Below are 19672 nucleotides of genomic sequence, written 5' to 3'. Positions count from 1 at the left end.
CGCCGCCTCAGGCCCGAGCGTCGGACAGCGCGGCCGAGGCGGCCTCGCGGGCGGCCTCCGGCGACGGGGCCTGCACGGCGGCCTCCGCGGCGCGCTTCATCTGCTCGTCCGTGGCCTCGCCGACCTTCACGCCGACGGCTGCCAGAGCCGGGGCGGCCGCGGACAGCGAGGTGATGCCCAGGCCGATGAGCACGCAGGCCAGCAGCGGGTCGGCTGCGGCCTCTCCGCACACTCCCACGGGCTTGCCGGCGCGCTGGCCCGCCTGCGCGGCCATCTGCACGAGCTTGAGCACGGCGGGCTGCCAGGGATCCGTGAGCTGGGCCAGACCCGAGGCCATGCGGTCGGCGGCCATGGCGTACTGGGTGAGGTCGTTCGTGCCGATCGAGAAGAAGTCGACGTGCTCGATCAGCTGATCGGCCAGCAGAGCGGCCGACGGGACCTCGATCATGACGCCGGGCTTGAGGCCGCGCTCGCGGCACAGATCGCCGAACCACTTGGCCTCATCGACCGTGGCGATCATGGGGGCCATGACCCAGGGCTCCGCCCCGGATCCCTCGGCCGCAGCGGCGATGGCGTCGAGCTGACGGGTCAGCACGCCGTCGTCCTCGAAGGCGATGCGCACGCCGCGCACGCCCAGCGACGGGTTGGGCTCTTCCGGCATGGTCGCGAAGGCCAGGGGCTTGTCCGAGCCGGCGTCGAGGGTGCGCACGACCACCTTGGAGCCGTCGAAGGCGTCGAAGACCTCGCGGTAGAGGGCGGTCTGCTCGGCCACGGAGGGCTCGGCCGTGGCGTTGAGGAAGGACAGCTCGGTGCGGAAGAGGCCCACGCCCTCCGGCAGGCCGGTGGCCACGGCGGTGCGGGCGCCCGCTCCGTCCTGGACGTTGGCCAGCAGCTGGATGCGGGTGCCGTCGGCGGAGACGGCGGGGCCGGTCCAGGTGCGGATGCGCGCCAGCGTCTCGGCGGACTCGGCGGCGCGGGAGGCGGCGGAATCGGCCTCCGGCTCGAGCTCGATCACACCGGACTCGCCGTCGACCAGGATCAGCTGGCCGTCCTCGATCTGACGCAGCGCGGAGCCTGCGCCCACCACGCAGGGGATGCCGAACTGGCGGGCGATGATGGCGGTGTGGCTGGTCTTGCCGCCGAGCTCGGTGACGATGCCCTGCACGAGCTCGGGCTTGAGCCCCGCGGTGTCCGCGGGGGCGAGGTCGTCGGCCAGCAGGATGATCGGCTCGGCCGGATCCGGGACGCCGGGCTCCGGCTCCCCGCGCAGCTCGGCGATGACGCGGTCGCGGATGTCCTTCAGATCCGTCGTGCGCTCGGCCATGAGGCCGCCGATCTTCTCGAACTTGGCCACGAAGGTGTCCGTGGCCCGCGCCGCGGCGAGCTCGGCGGAGGCACCGGAGTCGATCTGCTTGCCGACGGCGCGGCGCCAGCCCTTGTCCGTGACGAGCGCGGCGGTGGCGCCGAGGACCTCGGCCGCGTGGCCCTCCGCACGCTGCGCGCGGGCGTCCAGGCGTCCGGCGACGGTGGCGGCGGCGATGTCGAAGCGCTCCTTCTGCGACTCGCGATCCGACTCCGGGATCTCCGGCCCGTCGGTCGGCAGGGCCGGGCGGGGCCGGACCCACATGGCGGGACGAGCCGCGACGCCGGCGACGACGCCGATGCCCGTCAGGTCGGCCTGCGGGGCAGCAGCGGCGGCAGTGTTCAAACGGGCATCTTCGGACATGAAGAGCGCTCCTCATCATCGAGTCGCTGAAACCGCGCGGACATGCGCGGGCGAGCGTTGCTTGCAGGTATTCTAGTGAAGCGGGACACAGATTGACAATCAACGCATCCGGGCATGATCATGTACAAATGGGCGTAATGAACATCACAGAGCAGCCTCTCTCGGGGGACGCGGCGGGCTCGGATCCGGACACCGGGCAGGGCCTCTTCGCGCCCGAGCGGCGGCAGGCCATCTCGCAGCAGGCCGCCGTCCAGGGGCGCGTCTCCGTGGCGGAGCTGGCAGTGCAGTTCTCGGTCGCCCCGGAGACCATCCGCCGCGACCTCGACGTCCTGGAGCGGCAGGGCCGCATCCAGCGCGTGCACGGCGGCGCCATCCCGCCGCTGGGGCGCAACGGCCGCGAGGCCGCCGTCGATGACCGCAGAGCCACCCGGATCGGGGCCAAGGCCGCGATCGCCCGGGCCGCCATGGGCCATCTTCCGCCGGCGCACGGCTCGATACTGCTCGACGGCGGCAGCACCACCGGCTGCCTCGCCGCCGCCATGTCCGCCGCAGCGCGGGAGGGGGCCCTCGAGCCCGTCACGGTCGTGACGAACTCCCCCAGCGCCGGCGTGGAGCTCTCCCACGCCCGCGATGTCGAGGTCCTCCTGCTGGGCGGACGACTCCGCCCGGTCACGGAGACGGTCGTGGGAGCCCAGACCAATGCCCTGCTGAGCTCGATCTCCGCGGACGTCGCCTTCCTGGGCTCCAACGGCCTGTCCGCCGTGCTCGGACTGACCACCCCGGACGCCGAGGAGGCCGCCGCCAAGCGCCTGATCGCCGCCCGCTCCCAGCGCGTGATCGCGCTGGTCGACTCCACCAAGTTCGGCGCCGAGCACCTGTGCACGTTCGCCGACCTCAGCGCGATCGACGTCCTCATCACGGACGCCGTCCCGCCCAGCTCCCTTGCCGAAGCCCTGAACCGAGCAGAGATCGAGGTCGTGATCGCATGATCGTCACCTTCACCGCCAGCCCCAGCATCGACCGCACCGCCGCCCTGACCGCCCCGCTGGAGCGCGGCGGCGTCAACCGCATCGCGTCCGTGGACGACGGCCCCGGGGGCAAGGGCATCAACGTCTCCCGCGCCCTGGCCCTGGCGGGCGCACCCACCCTGGCTGTGCTGCCCGCAGCCGGCGGGGACCCGCTGCTGTCGGCCCTCGCCCAGGCGGACGTGGCCCACCGTGCGGTGGACCTGCCCGGACGCGTGCGCACCAACATCACCCTGACCGAGCCCGACGGCACCACCACCAAGATCAACGAGCCCGGGGCGCTGCTGGATGACGATGCCCAGCTGGCCTGCCTGGCCGCGGTCCGCGACGCCGTCTCGCCCGGCGACTGGGTGGCCCTGTGCGGCTCGCTGCCCCCGGGCCCGTCGGAGGACTGGTACGCACAGCTGATCACGCAGCTGCGCGGCAGCGGGGTGCAGATCGCCGTGGACACCTCGGACGCCCCGCTCGTGGCGCTGTCCGAGCGCCTCGAGACCGCAGCCCCGGACATCCTCAAGCCGAACGGGCTCGAGCTCGGCCAGCTCGTGGGCGATGACGGCCTGGCCATCGAGGCCGCCGCCGACGACGGCGACTTCCTGCCCGCCGCGCGTGCGGCCCGGCGGCTCGTGGAGCGCGGGGTCCGGGAGGTGCTGGCCACCCTCGGCGGTGCCGGGGCCGTGCTGGTCACCGCCGAGGGCGCCTGGTCCGCGACTCCCCCGCCCATCACACCGGTCTCCACCGTGGGCGCCGGCGATTCGTCGCTGTCCGGGCTGCTGATCGCCCACACGGAGGGCCTGGCCCCGGCCGAGCGGCTGCGCCGCGCGGTGGCCTACGGCTCCGGCGCCACCGCGCTTCCCGGCACCGGCGTCCCCTCCCCCGAGCAGATCGACCTCGACGGCACCACGGTGTCCGAGCTGCCGCTCGACTGAGCGGCCCCCAACAGATCTCCCCCTGCATCCGCAGCGGATGCAGGCTCCCCGCGGTCGCCACCGGGACTCCCCCGGAGGCGAGCACCACCGAGCGGCCGCCGGCCGCCGCATCGAAGGACAGGACATGTCAGAGAACGCACCGCTGATCACAGCCGACCTGGTCTCGCTCGACCAGGATCTCGGCTCCGAGAAGACCAAGGTCATCACCAAGCTGGCCGGGATCGTCGCCGCCACGGGCCGGGCGGACTCCGCCAAGGGGCTCGCGGGCGATGCCCTGGCCCGCGAGGAGCAGTCCGCCACCGGCCAGCCCGGCGGCATCGGCATCCCGCACTGCCGCTCCGCTCACGTGCAGACCACGTCGCTGGCCTTCGCCCGCCTGCCCAAGCCCGTGGACTTCGGCGCCAAGGACGGACCCGCGGATCTGATCTTCCTGATCGCCGCCGCCGACGGCGAGGGCCAGGCCCACCTCAAGCTGCTGTCCAAGCTGGCTCGGGCCATGGCCCGCAAGACCTTCCTAGCCTCCCTGCGGGAGGCCCAGTCGGCCGAGGAGGTCGTGGCGATCGTCGAGGAGGTCCTGGCCCCCAAGCCCAAGCCGGCCACGGATCAGCTCGAGGCCGCTCCGGCACCGAGCGGCAGCACCGCCACCGGGTCCTCCGATGCCCAGTACGGGGGCGCCGCAGCGGGCGCCGCAGCCGGAGCAGGTGCGGCGGGCGCGGCAGCGGCCGACGACGGGGCCCAAGCGGCCCCCGCCAAGCGCCACCTCGTGGCCGTGACGTCGTGCCCCACGGGCATCGCGCACACCTACATGGCGGCCGAGGCGCTCGAGCAGAAGGCCGCGGAGATGGGCCACGAGCTCGTCGTGGAGACCCAGGGCTCCTCCGGCGGCACGCCGCTGACGCAGGAGCAGATCGATGCGGCGGATGCCGTCGTCTTCGCCGTGGGCGTGGGCGTGCGCGACCGCGAGCGCTTCGCCGGCAAGCCGGGCGTGGAGGCTGGCGTGAACGTGGGCGTCTCGGATCCCGAGGGCCTGATCACCAAGGCGCTGGCCGCGGCCGATGACCCCAATGGGCACCGGATCGCCGGCGGCGGCGGCTCGGGCGGCGAGTCCGCTGGCGCGGGCCAGGGCGGCACGAGCTGGCCGCGGCGCATCCAGCAGGCGCTGATGACCGGCGTATCCTACATGATCCCGTTCGTCTCCGCGGGCGGTCTGCTGATCGCGATCAGCTTCCTCATGGGCGACGCCGGCATCGCCAACGTGTCCGCCGACATCGTCGCGAACAGCAGTCTCGCCAATCTGCCTAGCGCAGCCGACTACTCGGACGTCGCCATCCGCGGCGACGGTCTGCTGCTCTATCTGGCGGCCGTGCTCAGCGTCGTCGGCGGTCTGGCCATGACGTTCCTGGTCCCGGCGCTGTCGGGCTACATCGCCTACGCCCTGGCCGGTCGCCCCGGCATCGCCCCGGGCTTCGTGGGCGGCGCGATCGCCGTGGCCCTGAACGCCGGCTTCATCGGCGGCCTGGTCACCGGCCTGATCGCCGGTCTGATCGCCATGTGGATCGCCTCGATCAAGGTGCCGCGCTGGCTGGCCGGGCTCATGCCCGTGGTCATCATCCCGCTGGTCACCACGCTGATCGTGGGCCTGCTGATGTACCTGCTGCTCGGCGCCCCGTTGGCCGCGCTCATGACGGCCCTGCAGAACGGGCTGTCGTCGATGTCCGGCTCCTCCGCGGTGCTGCTCGGCGTGATCATCGGCCTGATGATGTGCTTCGACCTCGGCGGGCCGGTCAACAAGGCCGCCTACCTCTTCGGCACCGCGGGCCTGTCCGCCGGCGGCGAGGCGAACCAGATGATCATGGCCGCTGTCATGGCCTCCGGCATGGTGCCGCCGCTGGCGCTGGCCCTGTCCACCACGGTGCGCGGCAAGCTCTACAGCGAGGCCGAGCGCGAGAACGGCCGCTCCGCGTGGCTGCTCGGCGCGGCCTTCATCTCCGAGGGCGCCATCCCGTTCGCCGCGGCCGACCCGCTGCGCGTCATTCCGTCGATGATGGCCGGCGGCGCCGTGACCGGCGGACTCATCGCGGCGCTGAACGTCACGCAGAACGCCCCGCACGGCGGCATCTTCGTCATCGGCACGATCGGCAACCCGGTGGGCTTCCTGATCGCGCTGGTCGCCGGTGTGGTGGTCTCCGCGGTGATCGTCACGGTGCTGAAGACCCAGCGCCAGCGCGCGCTGATGGCCCGCGCCCAGGGCGACGCCGAGTCCGCAGATGCGCCCACGGCGCAGACAGCCGCGGCCTGAACGGCCTAGGCTGAAGACACCACTAGCAGCGGTGCGATGAAGCACCCGTCAGGAGGAAGCATGCCCAGCAAGAAGGTCATCGTCGGCTCGGCCGTCGGACTGCACGCCCGTCCCGCAGCCATCATCTCCGAGGCCGCCGGGGAGTACGACGACGAGATCCTGATCGGTCTCGTCAACGACCCGGACGAGGAGCCGGCGGACGCGTCGTCGTCGCTGCTGATCATGGCCCTGGGTGCCGAGAAGGGCACCGAGGTCGAGGTCTCCTCGGACGACGCCGAGGCCGTCGAGAAGATCGCCGGGCTCATCGAGCAGGATCTCGACGCCAGCTGATCCGCCTCCTCCCGGAGGCCGGGAGCGCACAGCACGGGACCCCCGCAGCCGCCTGGCTGCGGGGGTCCCGTCGTCTCCGCCCTCCCCGCGGCCGGCCGAGGGAGGGCCGGAGTCGGCCTCTCGAGGCGGAGGCGTCGAGGCAGGCGGCGGGCGTCGGTGCGTCGGGGTGACGGGTCAGACAGCGCGGGCCGGGGCGCCGGACCCCGCGCGGCGATCGCGTCGGGCAGCGACGACGACGGCCGCGGACCAGGTCAGCAGCAGGACGAACAGCACCAGGTAGGGGATGACCCAGATCGTCTCCGCGGCATGCAGGTGCACGCCGAACAGGTCCACGATCCACAGCCCGCGCATGGGCCCGATGTAGGCGCCCACGAGCCAGATCCACGCCATGATCTGCGCTGGCAGCCGGAAGCCCCCGCGCAGAACGTGCGGGAAGGCCTCGGTGAACAGCGCTACTGCGATCACCGGGTAGTACACCTGGTGGTGCGACCAGGAGATCGGCGACATGAACAGCATGACCAGCGCGTTCATGGAGATCGCCGACAGCGTCATCCCGCGGTGCAGCAGCAGTGGCAGCGCCACGGCCACCGCGATCAGCATGATTAGCACCAGCACGTAGCGGATCGGGTCCACCGCATCGGCCGGGACGCCGGTCTTGATCAGCACGCCGGTCAGGGCGGTGTTGTCGATGTACTTGATCGAGCCCACGCGGTCGGACGACGAGACGGCGTCGGTCCAGAACTGGATCGAGTCCTGGTACAGGACCAGGAAGCCCAGCCCGACGGTCGCGGCGAACGTGACGCCCATGGCCAGGATCGCCTTGAAGTTCTTCCCCATGAGGAAGATGAGGCCGAAGGCCAGCGGGGTCAGCTTGATGCCGGCGGCGATGCCGATCAGCACGCCGCGCGGGATGAAGGCCACGGCGTTCTCGAGCCGCGAGCCGGTGCCGTCGGTGCGGCGCACCAGATCCAGGAAGATCAGCGCGAAGAGCAGGATGTTGACCTGCCCCAGCGAGATCGTGCGGATCCAGGGGCCGCAGAACAGGATCAGCGCGGTGATCAGGGCCAGCGACGCCGACGAGCCCAGCGCCCGCGTCCACGGCAGCGGACGGCCGCGCCGCTCGGCGACGGCCAGCAGGCCGCGGCCCAGCACGACGGCACCGATGATGTCCAGACCCAGCAGCAGGAAGCGCGTGAGGTCGAACGGGATCCAGGCCAGCAGCCCGAACAGCAGGGCGGCGAACGGCGGGTAGGTGAACGGCAGCGTGTCCGGGCCGCCCCACGGGACGGGGAACTCGAGGTCGTACAGCGGCTGCGCCCGGGTCGCGGGGTGGGCGACCCACTGCGCACCCATGTTGTAGACCATGAGGTCCAGAGACCCCTCGACCACGAGCTTGACGGCCCAGGCCAGCACGGCGACCAGGGCGATCCAGGCGAGGGCCCTGCCCCACGCGGGGCCGTCGCCCGAGCGAGGCGCGGGCGCTGCGCGATCTGCGGCCTGCGCGGCGACGGAGCTGGAGCGGGCAGAGGAAGACAACCGGACCTCCTGGACGGTGGGTGCGGCCCCGGGCGGGACCGGACCAGGGTAGCCCTCAGGCACCAAGGACTTCGACGGCAGTCTCAGCGCCGACGCAGGCCGCGCAGCACCACGGCCAGGGCCAGCGACCCCGCAGCCCCGAGCACCGTCCCCCACCGGTCCGGGCGCACCAGTCCGTGGGCGTCCTGGGAGGCGGTGAGGCCGTGCTCGGCGCTCGACGGGTGATCGTCGTCCTCAGGGGTCGATTCCATGCTCAGTCTCCTGTCGTGGGCAGGCCCGCCCCGCTCCATGACGACATGCCTCCGGCCAGGTGCCGGACGCGGCGCGTCCGTCCGGCCACGATATCCGCCTCGCGCAATCGGTTGAGGGCCTGGGCTGAGCGCACTCCGGCCTGGCAGAGGAGGATGACGTCATCCGGGCCGTCCAGCTGGCCAGCCGCGCCGTCGGCGATCTCCGGCGCATCGGGTTGCCCGAGGAGCTCTCCCAGCGGGATGAGCTGCGCGCCGTCGATCCGCTCGAGCCGGTGCTCCCAGGGCTCGCGCACGTCGATCAGCTCGAACGACGCGCGCCCCGCCGCCCGTTCGGCCAGCAGGTCGGACAGCTGCTCGGGGGTCACCAGCTCCGGATCCGGCGATGGATCCGAGGCCGTCGGGTCCGACGATGGAGGCCCCGGCTCGCTCGCGACGCAGCTGGCGCCGCCCCCGCTGGTCCCGGTGGCTCCGGCGAGGAGCCGCTCGGAGTCCTCGGCCCCCGGATAGCCGTCGCGGGCCGGGTCCGCGAAGGGCGACATGTGCGTGACGGCCGCGGCTCCGGCGGCTCGCCGCAGGGGGATCTGGGTCCAGCTGCCGTCGAGGGCGTCGCAGATCGACAGCCTCCCCAGCAGCGTGACGCCGGCGCCCATGATCAGCTTCATGGCCTCCATGGCCAAGGCGGAGCCGAGCATCCCCGGCAGCGCTCCGAGCACTCCGGCCTCCGCGCAGCTGGGCACCGAGCCCGGCTGCGGCGGCACGGGGTGCAGATCGCGGTAGGTGGGCCCGTGCTGCGCCCAGAACACCGAGGCCTGGCCGTCGAACCGCAGGATCGAGGCCCACACATGGGGGATCCCGGTGATCTCGCAGGCATCGGAGACGAGGTAGCGGGTGGCGAAGTTGTCCGAGCCGTCGAGCACCAGATCGGACCCGGACACGAGCTCCAGGGCGCTTCCGGCGTCCAGGCGCCGCCGGTGCTCGACGACCTGCACGTCCGGATTCAGCTCCCGGATCCGCGCGGCGGCAGATGCCGTCTTGGCCCGCCCCACCGCCTCGGAGCCGTGGATGACCTGGCGCTGGAGGTTGGACAGCTCCACGTCGTCGTCGTCGACGATCGCCAGGGTCCCGACCCCCGCGGCGGCGAGGTAGAGCAGCGCCGGGGAGCCGAGCGCCCCGGCGCCCACGCACAGCACCGTGGCCGCGCGCAGGCGGCGCTGGCCGAGCTCGCCGATCTGCGGGACGCGCAGGTTGCGCGCGTAGCGGCGCAGCTGCTCCGGACTCAGCTGAGGGCCGGGCTCGACCAGCGGCGGCAGGCCGGCGGCGCTCAAAGGTTCACCCACTGCCTGCCTCCATCGTCCAGGTGCTGCTCCTTCCAGATGGGCACGCGGGCCTTGATGCAGTCCACGAGCTCGTCGCAGGCCTGGAAGGCGATCTTGCGGTGAGAGGCCCCCACGGCGACCTCCATGGCCGAGTCCCCCACCCTCAGATGCCCGATCCGGTGGGCCGCCGCCATCCGCAGGCCCGGGTGGGCGTCGGCGATCTCCTGGCAGGCGGCGCGCAGCGCTTCGGCGGCCTGCGGATGCGCGGTGTAGTCCAGGGAGGCGACGCCGCGGCCGCCGTCGTGATCGCGCACGATGCCGCTGAACCCGACGACGGCGCCCGCCGTGGAGGCAGAGGCCATGGCCCGCAGGCCCACCGGATCCAGCGGCTGATCCGTGATCCAGGTGTCCACGACCGTGGACGGGGCCAGGTCGGCCGGGTGATCGCCCTGCTGGCCGGAGGGCTGGTATCCGTCGGCGGGCGGAACCGGGGGCTTGTCGGCGGCGGAGGCGCCGTGCTCGGCTGGCGGCACCGGGGCAACGGCCTCCTCGACGGGTGCGGCAGGCGCGCCGTCAGCGGAGGCCGCTGAGGGTGCCGCTTCCGTGCGGGGGGCCTCGGGGCTCGTGTGCCCGGCGTCCCGGTCGCCCTCGAGCTGGTGCAGGATGTGCTCGAGCAGCGGGATGATCACGGCCATGCCGTCCTTCACCCCGCCGCGGGAGCCCGGCAGATTGACCACGAGCGTGCGCCCGCTGATCCCGGCCAGTCCGCGCGAGAGCACGGCGGTGCGCACGTGCTGCAGGCCCTCGGCCCACAGCGCGTGGACGAGCCCGGGAAGCGGCAGGTCGAGCAGCTCGGCGGTGATCTCCGGCGTGCGGTCATCGGCCATCATCCCGGTGCCCCCGGAGGTCACGACCAGGTCCGGACGCTCGGACTGCGGCAGCTCGCGCAGCAGCCGGTGCAGCTCCCGGCGCAGAGGCTCGCCGTCCGCCACCACCACGGGCTCCGGGCACTCGATCCCGGCCCGTCGCAGCGCCGTCACTCCTGCAGGCCCAGCGGTGTCCTGGTAGGTGCCCGCAGCGGCGCGGGTCGAGGCCACGACCAGCACAGCGCGCCGCGGGGGCAGCTGCGGATCCCGCTCGCCCCAGGCGCGGGCGCCCTCCGATTCGGTGCTCATCGGCTCGGTGCTCATGGCTGCGCGTCCTCTCTGGTCCAGTCGCCGGACTTCCCGCCCGACTTGGCCAGGACCCTGATCCCGCCGATCTCGGCGTGCTTGTCCACGGCCTTGATCATGTCGTAGAGCGTCAGCGCCGCCACGGAGACCGCCGTCAGCGCCTCCATCTCGACGCCGGTGGCCCCGCGGGTGCGCACGGTGGCCAGCAGGCGCACGGACTCCGTCCGGCGCTCGAAGTCCACCGAGGCCTTGGCGAGCGGCAGCGGGTGGCACAGCGGGATGAGGTCCGGTGTGCGCTTGGAAGCCATGATCCCGGCGATCCGCGCCGTCGGCAGGGCATCGCCCTTGGGCAGCTCGGCCGCGAAGATCCTCTCGATCACATCCGGTCGAGTGCTCAGCACCGCCTCCGCGGTGGCCTCCCGGGAGGTCTCGGCCTTGGCGGAGACGTCGACCATGTGGGCCGAGCCGTCCGCCCGGACGTGGCTCAGACCGCTGCTCGGGGTCTCGGACATGGGCTCCTCCTGAGGTGCTGCGAGCTGGGTGCTGCCGGCCGGACGCCGCGAGACGCAGGGCGCGCCCGGCGGAGTCGTCGTGCCGTCCACCGTACGGGGACCGCACGACGGGACAGCCTGTGGGCCCGACGGACGACCCGCCCCCCTGCGGCGGGCAGAGACGGGCCGAGCGCGAGGCGCTGTGCGGGCTCAGGCCGTCTGGCGCTGGTCCACCTTGCCGCCGTTGCGCAGTACGAGCGCCACGAGCAGGCCGAGGATGCAGAACGCGGCCAGCAGCATCAGCCCGAAGAAGTAGGAGTTGTGCTCCGGGTTGTAGGTGGCTCCCATGACCAGCGGCGGGAAGTAGCCGCCCAGGCCGCCTGCCGCGGCGATCACGCCGGAGACGGTGCCCACCGTGCGGGAGTCCGAGGCCCGCGACACCCAGGCGAACACGCCGCCGGTGCCCAGTCCTAGGAAGACGGCCATGGCCAGGAACAGCGGGCCGTAGACGAACTCGTGGGAGGGCTGGAAGGCGACGATCGCGGCGAGCGCGGCCGCGCCGACGTAGGAGGTGATCGACACGGTCTTGGGACCGATCCGATCGGCCAGGGTGCCGCCGATCGGCCGGGCGATCACCGCGGCCAGGGCGAATCCGGCGGTGCGGGTGCCCGCGGCCGTGGGGTCGTAGTCGTAGACGTTGCCCAGATACGTCGGCAGGTAGTTCGAGAAGGCGACGAACGCGCCGAAGACGATCGCGTACATGAAGCACAGCATCCAGGTCTCCTTCAGCGCGAAGGCGGCCTTGAGCTTGGGCATCATGGGCGTGGGCTCCAGTCCGCGTCGCGTGGGCGACTCGCGCAGCGCGATCCAGCTGATCGCGGCCATGGCGGCCACCAGCACCGCGACCAGCACGTGGGCGCCCATGTAGCCCAGGCCTGCGACGATGCGCGGGGTGACGAAGGCGGAGACCGCGGTGCCGACCATGCCCGCGCCGAACACGCCGGTCGCGAAGCCCTTGCGGTGGGCCTCGTACCAGGCCGAGCAGAACGGGATGCCGATCGCGAAGACCGTGCCGGCGATGCCCAGGAAGAACGAGACGAAGACGAGCAGCCCGAAGCTGTTCAGCTGCCCCACGATCGCGGTGAGCAGCACGAGCGGAGCGGTCACGCCCAGGATCGCGGTGAACATGACGCGCCCGCCGTAGCGGTCGGTCAGCGCGCCCACCGGGACGCGGGCCACGGAGCCGACCAGGATCGGCATGGCCACGAGGATCGAGGTCTGCCCCGCGGTGAGGTCCATGGCCTGCGAGTAGCGCGAGGACAGCGGGCCGATGATGGTCCAGGCCCAGAAGCCCATCACGGAGGCCAGGGTCGCGATGATCAGGTTCCGGGTCTGGCCGGCCTTCAGCTCGGCGTCGACGGACGGTCGGGTGCCCTCAGCGGACATGGGTGATCTCCTGGTGGTCGGCGCCGCGCTCGAGGCGGCGCGAGGGTGTGCAGTGGGGCCGTGAGAGGGGCGCGTCAGCGGCGCCCGGAGGACGTCGGCTGGCGCTTGGGCCGGGAGGCCGACGACGGCGCGCGGTCCTGCGTCCCGATCGGGTCCCAGCCGCGGCGCACGGGGGCGTGGCCGGTGGTGCGGCCCCGGTCCCGGGAGCGGTAGATGATGTACGGCCGGAAGAGGTAGTGCACCGGCGCCGTGAACGCGTGGATCAGGCGGGTGAACGGCCAGGCGATGAACAGCGCGAACGCGAACAGCACGTGCACCTTGAACGAGGGCGACGACGCGGCCATGGCGCCCACGTCCGGCTGCAGGATCCATATCGAGCGGAACCACGGGGAGACGGTCTCGCGGTAGTTCACGACGGTGTGGTCGAAGACCGAGATCAGCGTGGTCGCGATGCCCGCCAGCAGGGCCAGCACCAGCAGGACGTACATCATCTTGTCGTTGTTCGTGGTGGCCATGAACACCGGGCCTGTGGTGCGGCGGCGGTAGATCAGCAGGGCCAGGCCCACCAGCGTGCCGAAGCCCGCGAACATGCCGATCGTCAGCGCCATGATGTGGTACATGTGCTCGGACACCCCGGCGAAGTCCGTCCAGGACTTGGGGATGACCAGGCCCACGATGTGCCCGATCAGCACCGCCAGGATCCCGAAGTGGAACAGCGGCGAGGCGATCCGCAGCAGCTTCCCCTCGTACAGGGACGACGAGCGGGTGGTCCAGCCGAACTGGTCGTACTTGTAGCGCCAGATCGTGCCGCCGATGAAGATCAGCAGCACCACGTAGGGCAGCACACCCCACAGCAGGATGTCGGTGGTGTTCATGCGGTCTCAATCCCTGGAGCTCGTGGAGGCGGCGGCCTCGCGTCGGTGGGTGGGGGTGCAGCCGGCAGCGGCATGCGCGGCCGAGGGATGGGTCGCCGGATCCACAGGCACGGCACCTGCCGCCCCGCCGGTCATCCCCGAGGCCGAGGAGTCGGAAAGCGGCAGCAGCCGCGGATCGAACGGCTGCAGGCCCACGGTCTCGGTGGGCGGGCCGTAGCCGGCCATGCGCATCACGGCGTCGCGGTCCTCCGGGGAGGCTCCGGGCAGCGTGGTGCACACGAGCTCGACGATCCCCAGGTGCGGGAGGCCGTCGTCCTTCAGCGCCAGGCGCAGCAGCTCCAGCGAGGGCCGGTAGCGCTGCAGCAGCTCGGCGCCGTCGTCGGGGGCCACGAGCGCTGCGAACTCCAGGACCACCGGGAGGTGATCGGGCAGCTCCGAGTCGTCCAGGCGGAACCCGTGCTCGGCGTAGAGCTCCTTGAACGACAGCAGCGACTCGCCGCGGCGGCGGGTGTCGCCGTCGGTCCAGTACGTGAGGTGGAGGCTGTGCCGGCGCGAGAGGTCGTACTCCTGGACCCAGTCGCCCTGGATCTCGGCCAGCGGCTTGGAGAGCATCCACTGCTCGAGGCGGTCCACGGGCGCCGGGTCGACCCCGACCTCCCGCAGCGCCGCGCGGATCTGCGGGACCCGCCCGAGCAGCTCCCGGTCCGGGTAGCCCAGCAGAAGTGCTGCCGACTGGCGCACTACTGCGGAGCGCTGGGGGTCGGCATCGCGCCACGGCGCCGTCTCGACGGTGCCCTTGCCGCCCAGCCCGAAGATCCTGGCCAGCAGGCTCATCGCGGCTCCCCCTTCGACCCGGGGGACGAGCTCTCCGGGAACAGCCCGTACGGGGTCCCGTTGCCGTCCCAGTTCAGGAGGTTCACCCGGCCCGACATCTCGGCGGCACCCGCAGGCGAGTCAGCGGTCTGGCGCGCCTTGAGCGTGGCGAAGTTCTCGACCGCCACCGGCATGGGGCGCCCGGAGGCCTCGCCGAGACCGCCCATCTGGCCCATGCCCGGGCCGCCGTCGCCATCCAGGGAGCAGCCCATCTCCTCGAGGTTGTGGGCGTCCTCGGTGTGCGCGGTGGGGATGACGTAGCGCTCGGAGTACTTGGCGATCGCCATGAGGCGGTACATCTCGTACATCTGCGAGCCGGTCATGCCCACGGCCTGGGCGATCGACTCGTCGGCCTGGTCGCCCAGGGTGATGTCGCGCATGTAGGAGCGCATGGCCGCCAGCTTGCGCAGCACGTTCGTGATGATCTCGGTGTCCCCGGCCGTGAACAGCTCGGCCAGGTACTCCACCGGGATGCGCAGCGAGTCGATCGCCCCGAACAGGACGTCGAGGTCCTGGCCGTCGTGGCCCTGGGTGGAGAGCAGGTCCACGATCGGCGACAGCGGCGGGACGTACCAGACCATCGGCATGGTGCGGTACTCGGGGTGCAGGGGCAGAGCCACCCGGAGCTCCTTGGCCAGCTTGTAGACGGGCGACTTGCGCGCGGCCTCCATCCAGTCGTCGGGGATGCCGTCGGCGCGGGCCTGACGCTGGACCTCGGGGTCGTTCGGGTCGAGCATCAGGTCGAGCTGGGCCTCGTAGAGGTCCTTCTCATCCGGGGTCGCGGCGGCCTCGGTGACGCGATCGGCGTCGTAGAGGAAGATGCCGATGTAGCGCATGCGACCCACGCAGGTCTCGGCGCAGACCGTGGGGATGCCGACCTCCACGCGGGGGTAGCAGAACGTGCACTTCTCGGCCTTGCCCGTCTTGTGGTTGTAGTAGATCTTCTTGTAGGGGCAGCCGGTGATGCACTGGCGCCAGCCGCGGCACTGGTTCTGATCGACCAGCACGATGCCGTCCTCGGCGCGCTTGTAGATCGCCCCCGACGGGCAGGCCGCCATGCAGGACGGGTTCAGGCAGTGCTCGCAGATCCGCGGCAGGTGGAACATGAAGGTCTTCTCGAAGTCCAGCTTGATGCGGTCCTCCGAGTCCCGGCGCAGCTTCTGCAGCACCGGGTCCTGGGACTCCGTGGCCTCGATGCCGCCCAGGGAGTCGTCCCAGTTCGCCGACCACTCGACCTTGGTGTCCTTGCCGGTGATCAGCGACTTGGGCTTGGCCACCGGGAAGTCATCCGAGGCCGGGGCCGAGACGAGGTTCGCGTAGTCGTAGGTCCACGGCTCGTAGTAGTCGTCCAGGTGCGGCTGCACCGGCGAGGCGAAGATGCCGAAGAGCTTCTGCAGGCGGCTGCCCGACTTGAGCTGCAGGTTGCCGCGGCGGTTGAGCGTCCAGCCGCCGCGCCACTTCTCCTGGTCCTCGTAGCGGCGCGGATAGCCCTGCCCGGGGCGGGTCTCCACGTTGTTGAACCAGACGTACTCGGTGCCGGCACGGTTGGTCCACGCCTGCTTGCACGTCACGGAGCACGTGTGGCACCCCAGGCACTTGTCGAGGGTCATGACCATCGCGGTCTGAGCCATGATGCGCATCAGTACTGGACCTCCTGCGAGCGCTTGCGGACGACCGAGGTGACATCTCGGTTGTTGCCGGTGGGGCCGTGGTAGTTGAACGCCCAGGACTGCTGGGCGTAGCCGCCCACCATGTGCGTGGGCTTGAGCATGATCCGGGTGACCGAGTTGTGGATGCCGCCGCGGCGGCCGGTGGCCTCGGACTTGGGGACGTCGATCGTGCGCTCCTGCGCGTGGTGGACGAAGACCGCTCCGGGGCGCATGCGGCTGGTGACGATCGCCCGCCCCACGAACACGCCGTTGGTGTTCACGCACTCGACCCAGTCGTTGTCCCTGACCTCGATCAGCGCCGCGTCCTCGTCCGACATCCACACCGACGTGCCGCCTCGCGAGAGCGAGAGCATGAACAGGTTGTCCTGGTACTCGGAGTGGATGGACCACTTGTTGTGCGGGGTCAGGTAGCGCACGGCCACCGAGAGGTCCCCGCGCTCGCCGAGCCGCGGCTCGCCGAACAGCGCCGCGCTGTTCAGCGGCGGCCGGTAGGTCGGCAGGTTCTCGCCCATGTCCGACATCCAGTCGTGGTCCAGGAAGAAGTGCATGCGCCCGGTGAGGGTGTGGAACGGCTTGAGCCGCTCGATGTTCACCGTGAAGGGGGCGTAGCGCCGTCCGCCCGTCTCCGAGCCGGACCACTCCGGGGAGGTGATGACCGGCACCGGGGCTGCCTGGGTGTCCGCGAAGGTGATCTTCTTCTCCTCCGAGCCCAGCGCCAGGTCGTGCAGCTGCTTGCCCACGCGCTTCTCGAGGGTCTTGAAGCCCTGCACAGCAAGCTCGCCGTTGGTGGTCCCGGACAGCGCCAGGATGGCCTCGGCCATGCGGGCGTCGGTCTCGATCGCGGGTCGGCCCTCAGCCGCACCGGAGTCGAAGACGCCGTGCTTGCGCCCCAGCGCCTCGACCTCGTGGTTGACGTCGAAGGTGATGTTCTTGGTGGTCAGCCCGAGCTTGTCCGCCAGCGGGCCGAGTGCCACGAACTTGTCGCCGATCGCGGTGTAGTCGCGCTCCACGACCTTGAGGTTGGGGAAGTTCTTCCCCGGCACCGCCGGAAGGTCCGTGCCGCGCCACTCGGGAACGTGCCCGCCGGGCTGGTTGATCTGCCCCGGGGTGTCATGGGTGATCGCGGTGGCCACCAGGTCGTGCCGGGTGTCCAGACGGCCCTGGGACAGGCGCGCGACCTCGTCCGAGAGCAGCCGGAACAGCTCGTGATCCGTCTTGGCCTCCCACGGCGGGGTGATCGCCGGGTTGAAGGCGTGGACGTACGGGTGCATGTCCGTGGAGGAGAGGTCGAACTTCTCGTACCAGGTGGCGGCCGGGAACACGACGTCCGAGAGCAGCGTGGACGACGTCATGCGGAAGTCCGCCGAGACCAGCAGGTCGAGCTTGCCCTCCGGCGCCTTCTCGTGCCAGGCGACATCGCGGGGCTTGTGGTCCACGTGGTCCTGGCCCAGCACGTTGTTCTGCGTGCCCAGCAGGTGCTTGAGGAAGTACTCCTCGCCCTTGGCGGAGGAGCCCAGCAGGTTCGAGCGCCACAGCACGAGCGTGCGCGCCCAGTTCGCCTCCGCGTCCGGGTCCTCGACCGCGAACTGCAGATTCCCGGCCTTGGCCTGATCGGCGACCCACTGGCCCTCCGATTCGGCCTCCCCGCGCTCGACGGCAGCCGCTGCGGCGTCGGCGACGTCGAGCGGGTTCTGCGTGAACTGCGGGTAGAACGGCATCCAGCCCAGGCGCGTGGACTGGGCCACGACGTCAGCGGTGTGCATGCCGTCCAGATGGCCCTTGGCCAGCGGGGACTGCAGGTGCGCCGAGGAGTGGCCGTCCTGGCGGAACTGGTCGGTGTGCATGTACCAGAACGCGGTGCCGATCATGAACCGCGGCGGGCGCGACCAGTCGCTGGCGGAGGCCATGGTGGCCCACCCGGTGATGGGACGGGCCTTCTCCTGACCCACGTAGTGCGCCCAGCCGCCGCCGTTGCGGCCCTGGCAGCCGCACAGCATGAGCATGGCCAGGATCGCGCGGTAGGTGACATCGCCGTGGTACCACTGGCACAGCCCGCCGCCCAGGATGATCATGGACCGACCGCCGGAGCGCTCGGCGTTGGCGGCGAACTCGCGGGCCACGCGGATCGCGGCCTCGGCCGGGACGGAGGAGATGGCCTCCTGCCATGCGGGGGTGTAGGCGGTCTCGGCGTCGTCGTAGCCGGCGGACCACTGGCCCGGCAGGCCGTCGCGCCCGACCGCGTACTGGGCGAGCATCAGGTCGAAGACCGTGGTGACCGTCCGGCCCGCCACCGTGCGGGTGGGAACGCCGCGGCGGACCACGGAGCCCTCGCCGGTGTCGTCGACGAAGGCCGGCAGCGCGATCTCCGAAGCCGCCCCGTCCCAGTCGCCCAGGTCCATGATCGACAGCGCCGGGTCGTGGCCCTCGAGGTCCAGGTTCCAGTCGCCCTCGTCCTGGGCGTTGTAGCGGAAGCCCATGGAGCCCTTGGGGATGAAGGCCTCGCCCGTGGCGCGCTCGAGCATCACGGTCTTGAACGCGGGATCCGCCTGATCCGAGCCGAGGTCCTCGGCGGTGACGAACTTGCCCGGGACGGTCTGCCCGTTCTCGTCGGTGACCAGGGTGACCAGGAACGGGAGGTCCGTGAACTGCTTGACGTAATCCTCGAAGAACGGGGTCCGCTTGTGCGCGAAGTGCTCCGTGAGGATGACCTGGCCCATGCTCATGGCCAGCGCGGCGTCCGAGCCGGGCTGGGCGGGCAGCCACTCGTCGGCGAACTTGGTGCTGTCCGCGTAGTCCGGGGAGACCGAGACGACCTTGGTGCCGCGGTAGCGCACCTCCGCGACCCAGTGGGCGTCCGGGGTGCGGGTCACGGGGATGTTGGAGCCCCACATCATGAGGTAGGTGGCATCCCACCAGTCCCCGGACTCCGGGACATCCGTCTGGTCGCCGAAGACCTGCGGCGAGGCCACGGGCAGGTCCGCGTACCAGTCGTAGAAGCTGTTCATCACGCCACCGATGAGGTTGATGAACCGGGCGCCGGCGGCATGGGAGACCATGGACATGGCCGGGATCGGCGAGAAGCCCACGCAGCGGTCCGGGCCGTAGGCGCCGATCGTGTGCACGTGCGCCGCGGCCGTCATCTCGAGGGCCTCCTGCCAGGACGCGCGCACGAGCCCGCCCTTGCCGCGGGCCTGCTGGAACTCCCGGCGCTTGGCCGGATCGTCCACGATCGAGGCCCAGGCCGCCACGGCGTCGCCGCCGTGGGCCTCACGGGCCTCGCGGTACATCTCGAGCAGCACGCCGCGCACATAGGGGTAGCGCACGCGGGTGGGCGAGTAGGTGTACCAGGAGAAGGCTGCGCCGCGGGGGCACCCGCGCGGCTCGTACTCGGGGCTGTCCGGGCCGACCGACGGGTAGTCCGTCTCCTGGGCCTCCCACGTGATGATCCCGTCCTTGACGTAGACCTTCCACGAGCACGACCCCGTGCAGTTCACGCCGTGGGTGGAGCGCACGACCTTGTCGTGGCTCCAGCGGTTCCGGTAGAAGGAGTCGCCCGCGCGGCCGCCCTCCCGGAACTCGGCGCGGCCGTCCGCGGTCTGCTCGCGACGGGTGAAGACGCGGCCGGTCTTCAGCAGCGCCTGGCTGGCGGGGCCGTCGACGCCTGCGGCGTGGGCAGTATGCGCTCCGGAAGTCGTATTCGTGCTCATAGCTCGAGGCTATCTACGAGGCCGAGTCG

At 71.6% G+C, this 19672-nt stretch carries 15 protein-coding genes; 4 read left to right on the top strand and 11 right to left on the bottom strand.

Translation table 11 applies throughout. The features are described 5' to 3' along the window. Positions 1-7: 7 nt before the first annotated feature. Positions 8-1726 carry a phosphoenolpyruvate--protein phosphotransferase gene (gene ptsP / locus FFS25_RS09825; RefSeq protein ID WP_137802778.1) on the bottom strand — a complete coding sequence of 573 codons (1719 nt, stop codon included), beginning with the start codon at positions 1724-1726 and terminating at the stop codon, positions 8-10. 137 nt (positions 1727-1863) lie between these two features. Here ptsP and FFS25_RS09820 point away from each other — a divergent pair, with 137 nt between their 5' ends. The 4 genes from FFS25_RS09820 to FFS25_RS09805 all read left to right on the top strand — a co-directional run bounded on the left by FFS25_RS09820 (position 1864) and on the right by FFS25_RS09805 (position 6306). Beyond that, the gene (locus FFS25_RS09820) at positions 1864-2715 is read left to right on the top strand and encodes a DeoR/GlpR family DNA-binding transcription regulator (protein ID WP_171004164.1); all 852 of its coding nucleotides are present in this window, start codon (positions 1864-1866) and stop codon (positions 2713-2715) included. Further along, positions 2712-3677 (top strand): 1-phosphofructokinase family hexose kinase, encoded by a 966-nt coding sequence (locus FFS25_RS09815; RefSeq protein ID WP_137802776.1) that lies wholly within the window; start codon positions 2712-2714, stop codon positions 3675-3677. Before FFS25_RS09820 ends, FFS25_RS09815 begins: the two co-directional genes overlap by 4 nt. A gap of 124 nt (positions 3678-3801) precedes the next feature. Further along, positions 3802-5976 carry a PTS fructose transporter subunit IIABC gene (locus FFS25_RS09810; protein ID WP_137802775.1) on the top strand — a complete coding sequence of 725 codons (2175 nt, stop codon included), beginning with the start codon at positions 3802-3804 and terminating at the stop codon, positions 5974-5976. A 60-nt stretch (positions 5977-6036) separates the two neighbouring features. After that, complete coding sequence (locus FFS25_RS09805; protein WP_137802774.1) at positions 6037-6306, top strand: HPr family phosphocarrier protein; 270 nt, start codon at positions 6037-6039, stop codon at positions 6304-6306. Positions 6307-6480: 174 nt separating this feature from the next. On the opposite strand, the gene FFS25_RS09800 is transcribed toward FFS25_RS09805, so the two are convergent. The 10 genes from FFS25_RS09800 to FFS25_RS09760 all read right to left on the bottom strand — a co-directional run bounded on the left by FFS25_RS09800 (position 6481) and on the right by FFS25_RS09760 (position 19643). Further along, positions 6481-7842 carry a glycosyltransferase 87 family protein gene (locus FFS25_RS09800; RefSeq protein ID WP_137802773.1) on the bottom strand — a complete coding sequence of 454 codons (1362 nt, stop codon included), beginning with the start codon at positions 7840-7842 and terminating at the stop codon, positions 6481-6483. 83 nt (positions 7843-7925) lie between these two features. Beyond that, a complete protein-coding gene (locus FFS25_RS13440; protein WP_006213672.1) occupies positions 7926-8093 on the bottom strand; it encodes a hypothetical protein in 168 nt (55 codons plus the stop codon). 2 nt (positions 8094-8095) lie between these two features. Continuing rightward, the gene (locus tag FFS25_RS09795; RefSeq protein WP_137802772.1) at positions 8096-9430 is read right to left on the bottom strand and encodes a ThiF family adenylyltransferase; all 1335 of its coding nucleotides are present in this window, start codon (positions 9428-9430) and stop codon (positions 8096-8098) included. After that, complete coding sequence (locus FFS25_RS13435; RefSeq protein WP_171004163.1) at positions 9415-10599, bottom strand: molybdenum cofactor biosynthesis protein MoaE; 1185 nt, start codon at positions 10597-10599, stop codon at positions 9415-9417. Before FFS25_RS13435 ends, FFS25_RS09795 begins: the two co-directional genes overlap by 16 nt. Then, entirely contained in the window at positions 10596-11093 is a 498-nt protein-coding gene (gene moaC, locus FFS25_RS09785) for a cyclic pyranopterin monophosphate synthase MoaC (protein ID WP_006213675.1), read from the bottom strand. Before moaC ends, FFS25_RS13435 begins: the two co-directional genes overlap by 4 nt. 189 nt (positions 11094-11282) lie before the next feature. Continuing rightward, positions 11283-12518, bottom strand: coding sequence for an MFS transporter (locus tag FFS25_RS09780; protein ID WP_006213676.1), 1236 nt, complete (start codon positions 12516-12518; stop codon positions 11283-11285). Between the two features lie 74 nt (positions 12519-12592). Next, positions 12593-13393 carry a respiratory nitrate reductase subunit gamma gene (narI, locus tag FFS25_RS09775; RefSeq protein WP_024289264.1) on the bottom strand — a complete coding sequence of 267 codons (801 nt, stop codon included), beginning with the start codon at positions 13391-13393 and terminating at the stop codon, positions 12593-12595. 6 nt (positions 13394-13399) lie between these two features. Further along, complete coding sequence (narJ, locus tag FFS25_RS09770) at positions 13400-14227, bottom strand: nitrate reductase molybdenum cofactor assembly chaperone (protein ID WP_137802771.1); 828 nt, start codon at positions 14225-14227, stop codon at positions 13400-13402. After that, positions 14224-15906, bottom strand: a complete 1683-nt coding sequence (gene narH / locus FFS25_RS09765) for a nitrate reductase subunit beta (RefSeq protein WP_137802770.1) — start codon at positions 15904-15906, stop codon at positions 14224-14226. The genes narJ and narH overlap by 4 nt, the downstream gene beginning before the upstream one ends. Then, a complete protein-coding gene (locus tag FFS25_RS09760) occupies positions 15906-19643 on the bottom strand; it encodes a nitrate reductase subunit alpha (protein WP_137802769.1) in 3738 nt (1245 codons plus the stop codon). The genes narH and FFS25_RS09760 overlap by 1 nt, the downstream gene beginning before the upstream one ends. Between the last annotated feature and the right edge of the window lie 29 nt (positions 19644-19672).

The sequence above is a fragment of the Kocuria sp. 2SI genome (assembly GCF_005502825.1).
In the GTDB taxonomy this organism is placed as follows: Bacteria; Actinomycetota; Actinomycetes; order Actinomycetales; family Micrococcaceae; genus Kocuria; species Kocuria palustris.
Note: the sequence above shows the minus strand (reverse complement) of the source record. Positions and strands in the feature narration are given on the sequence as shown.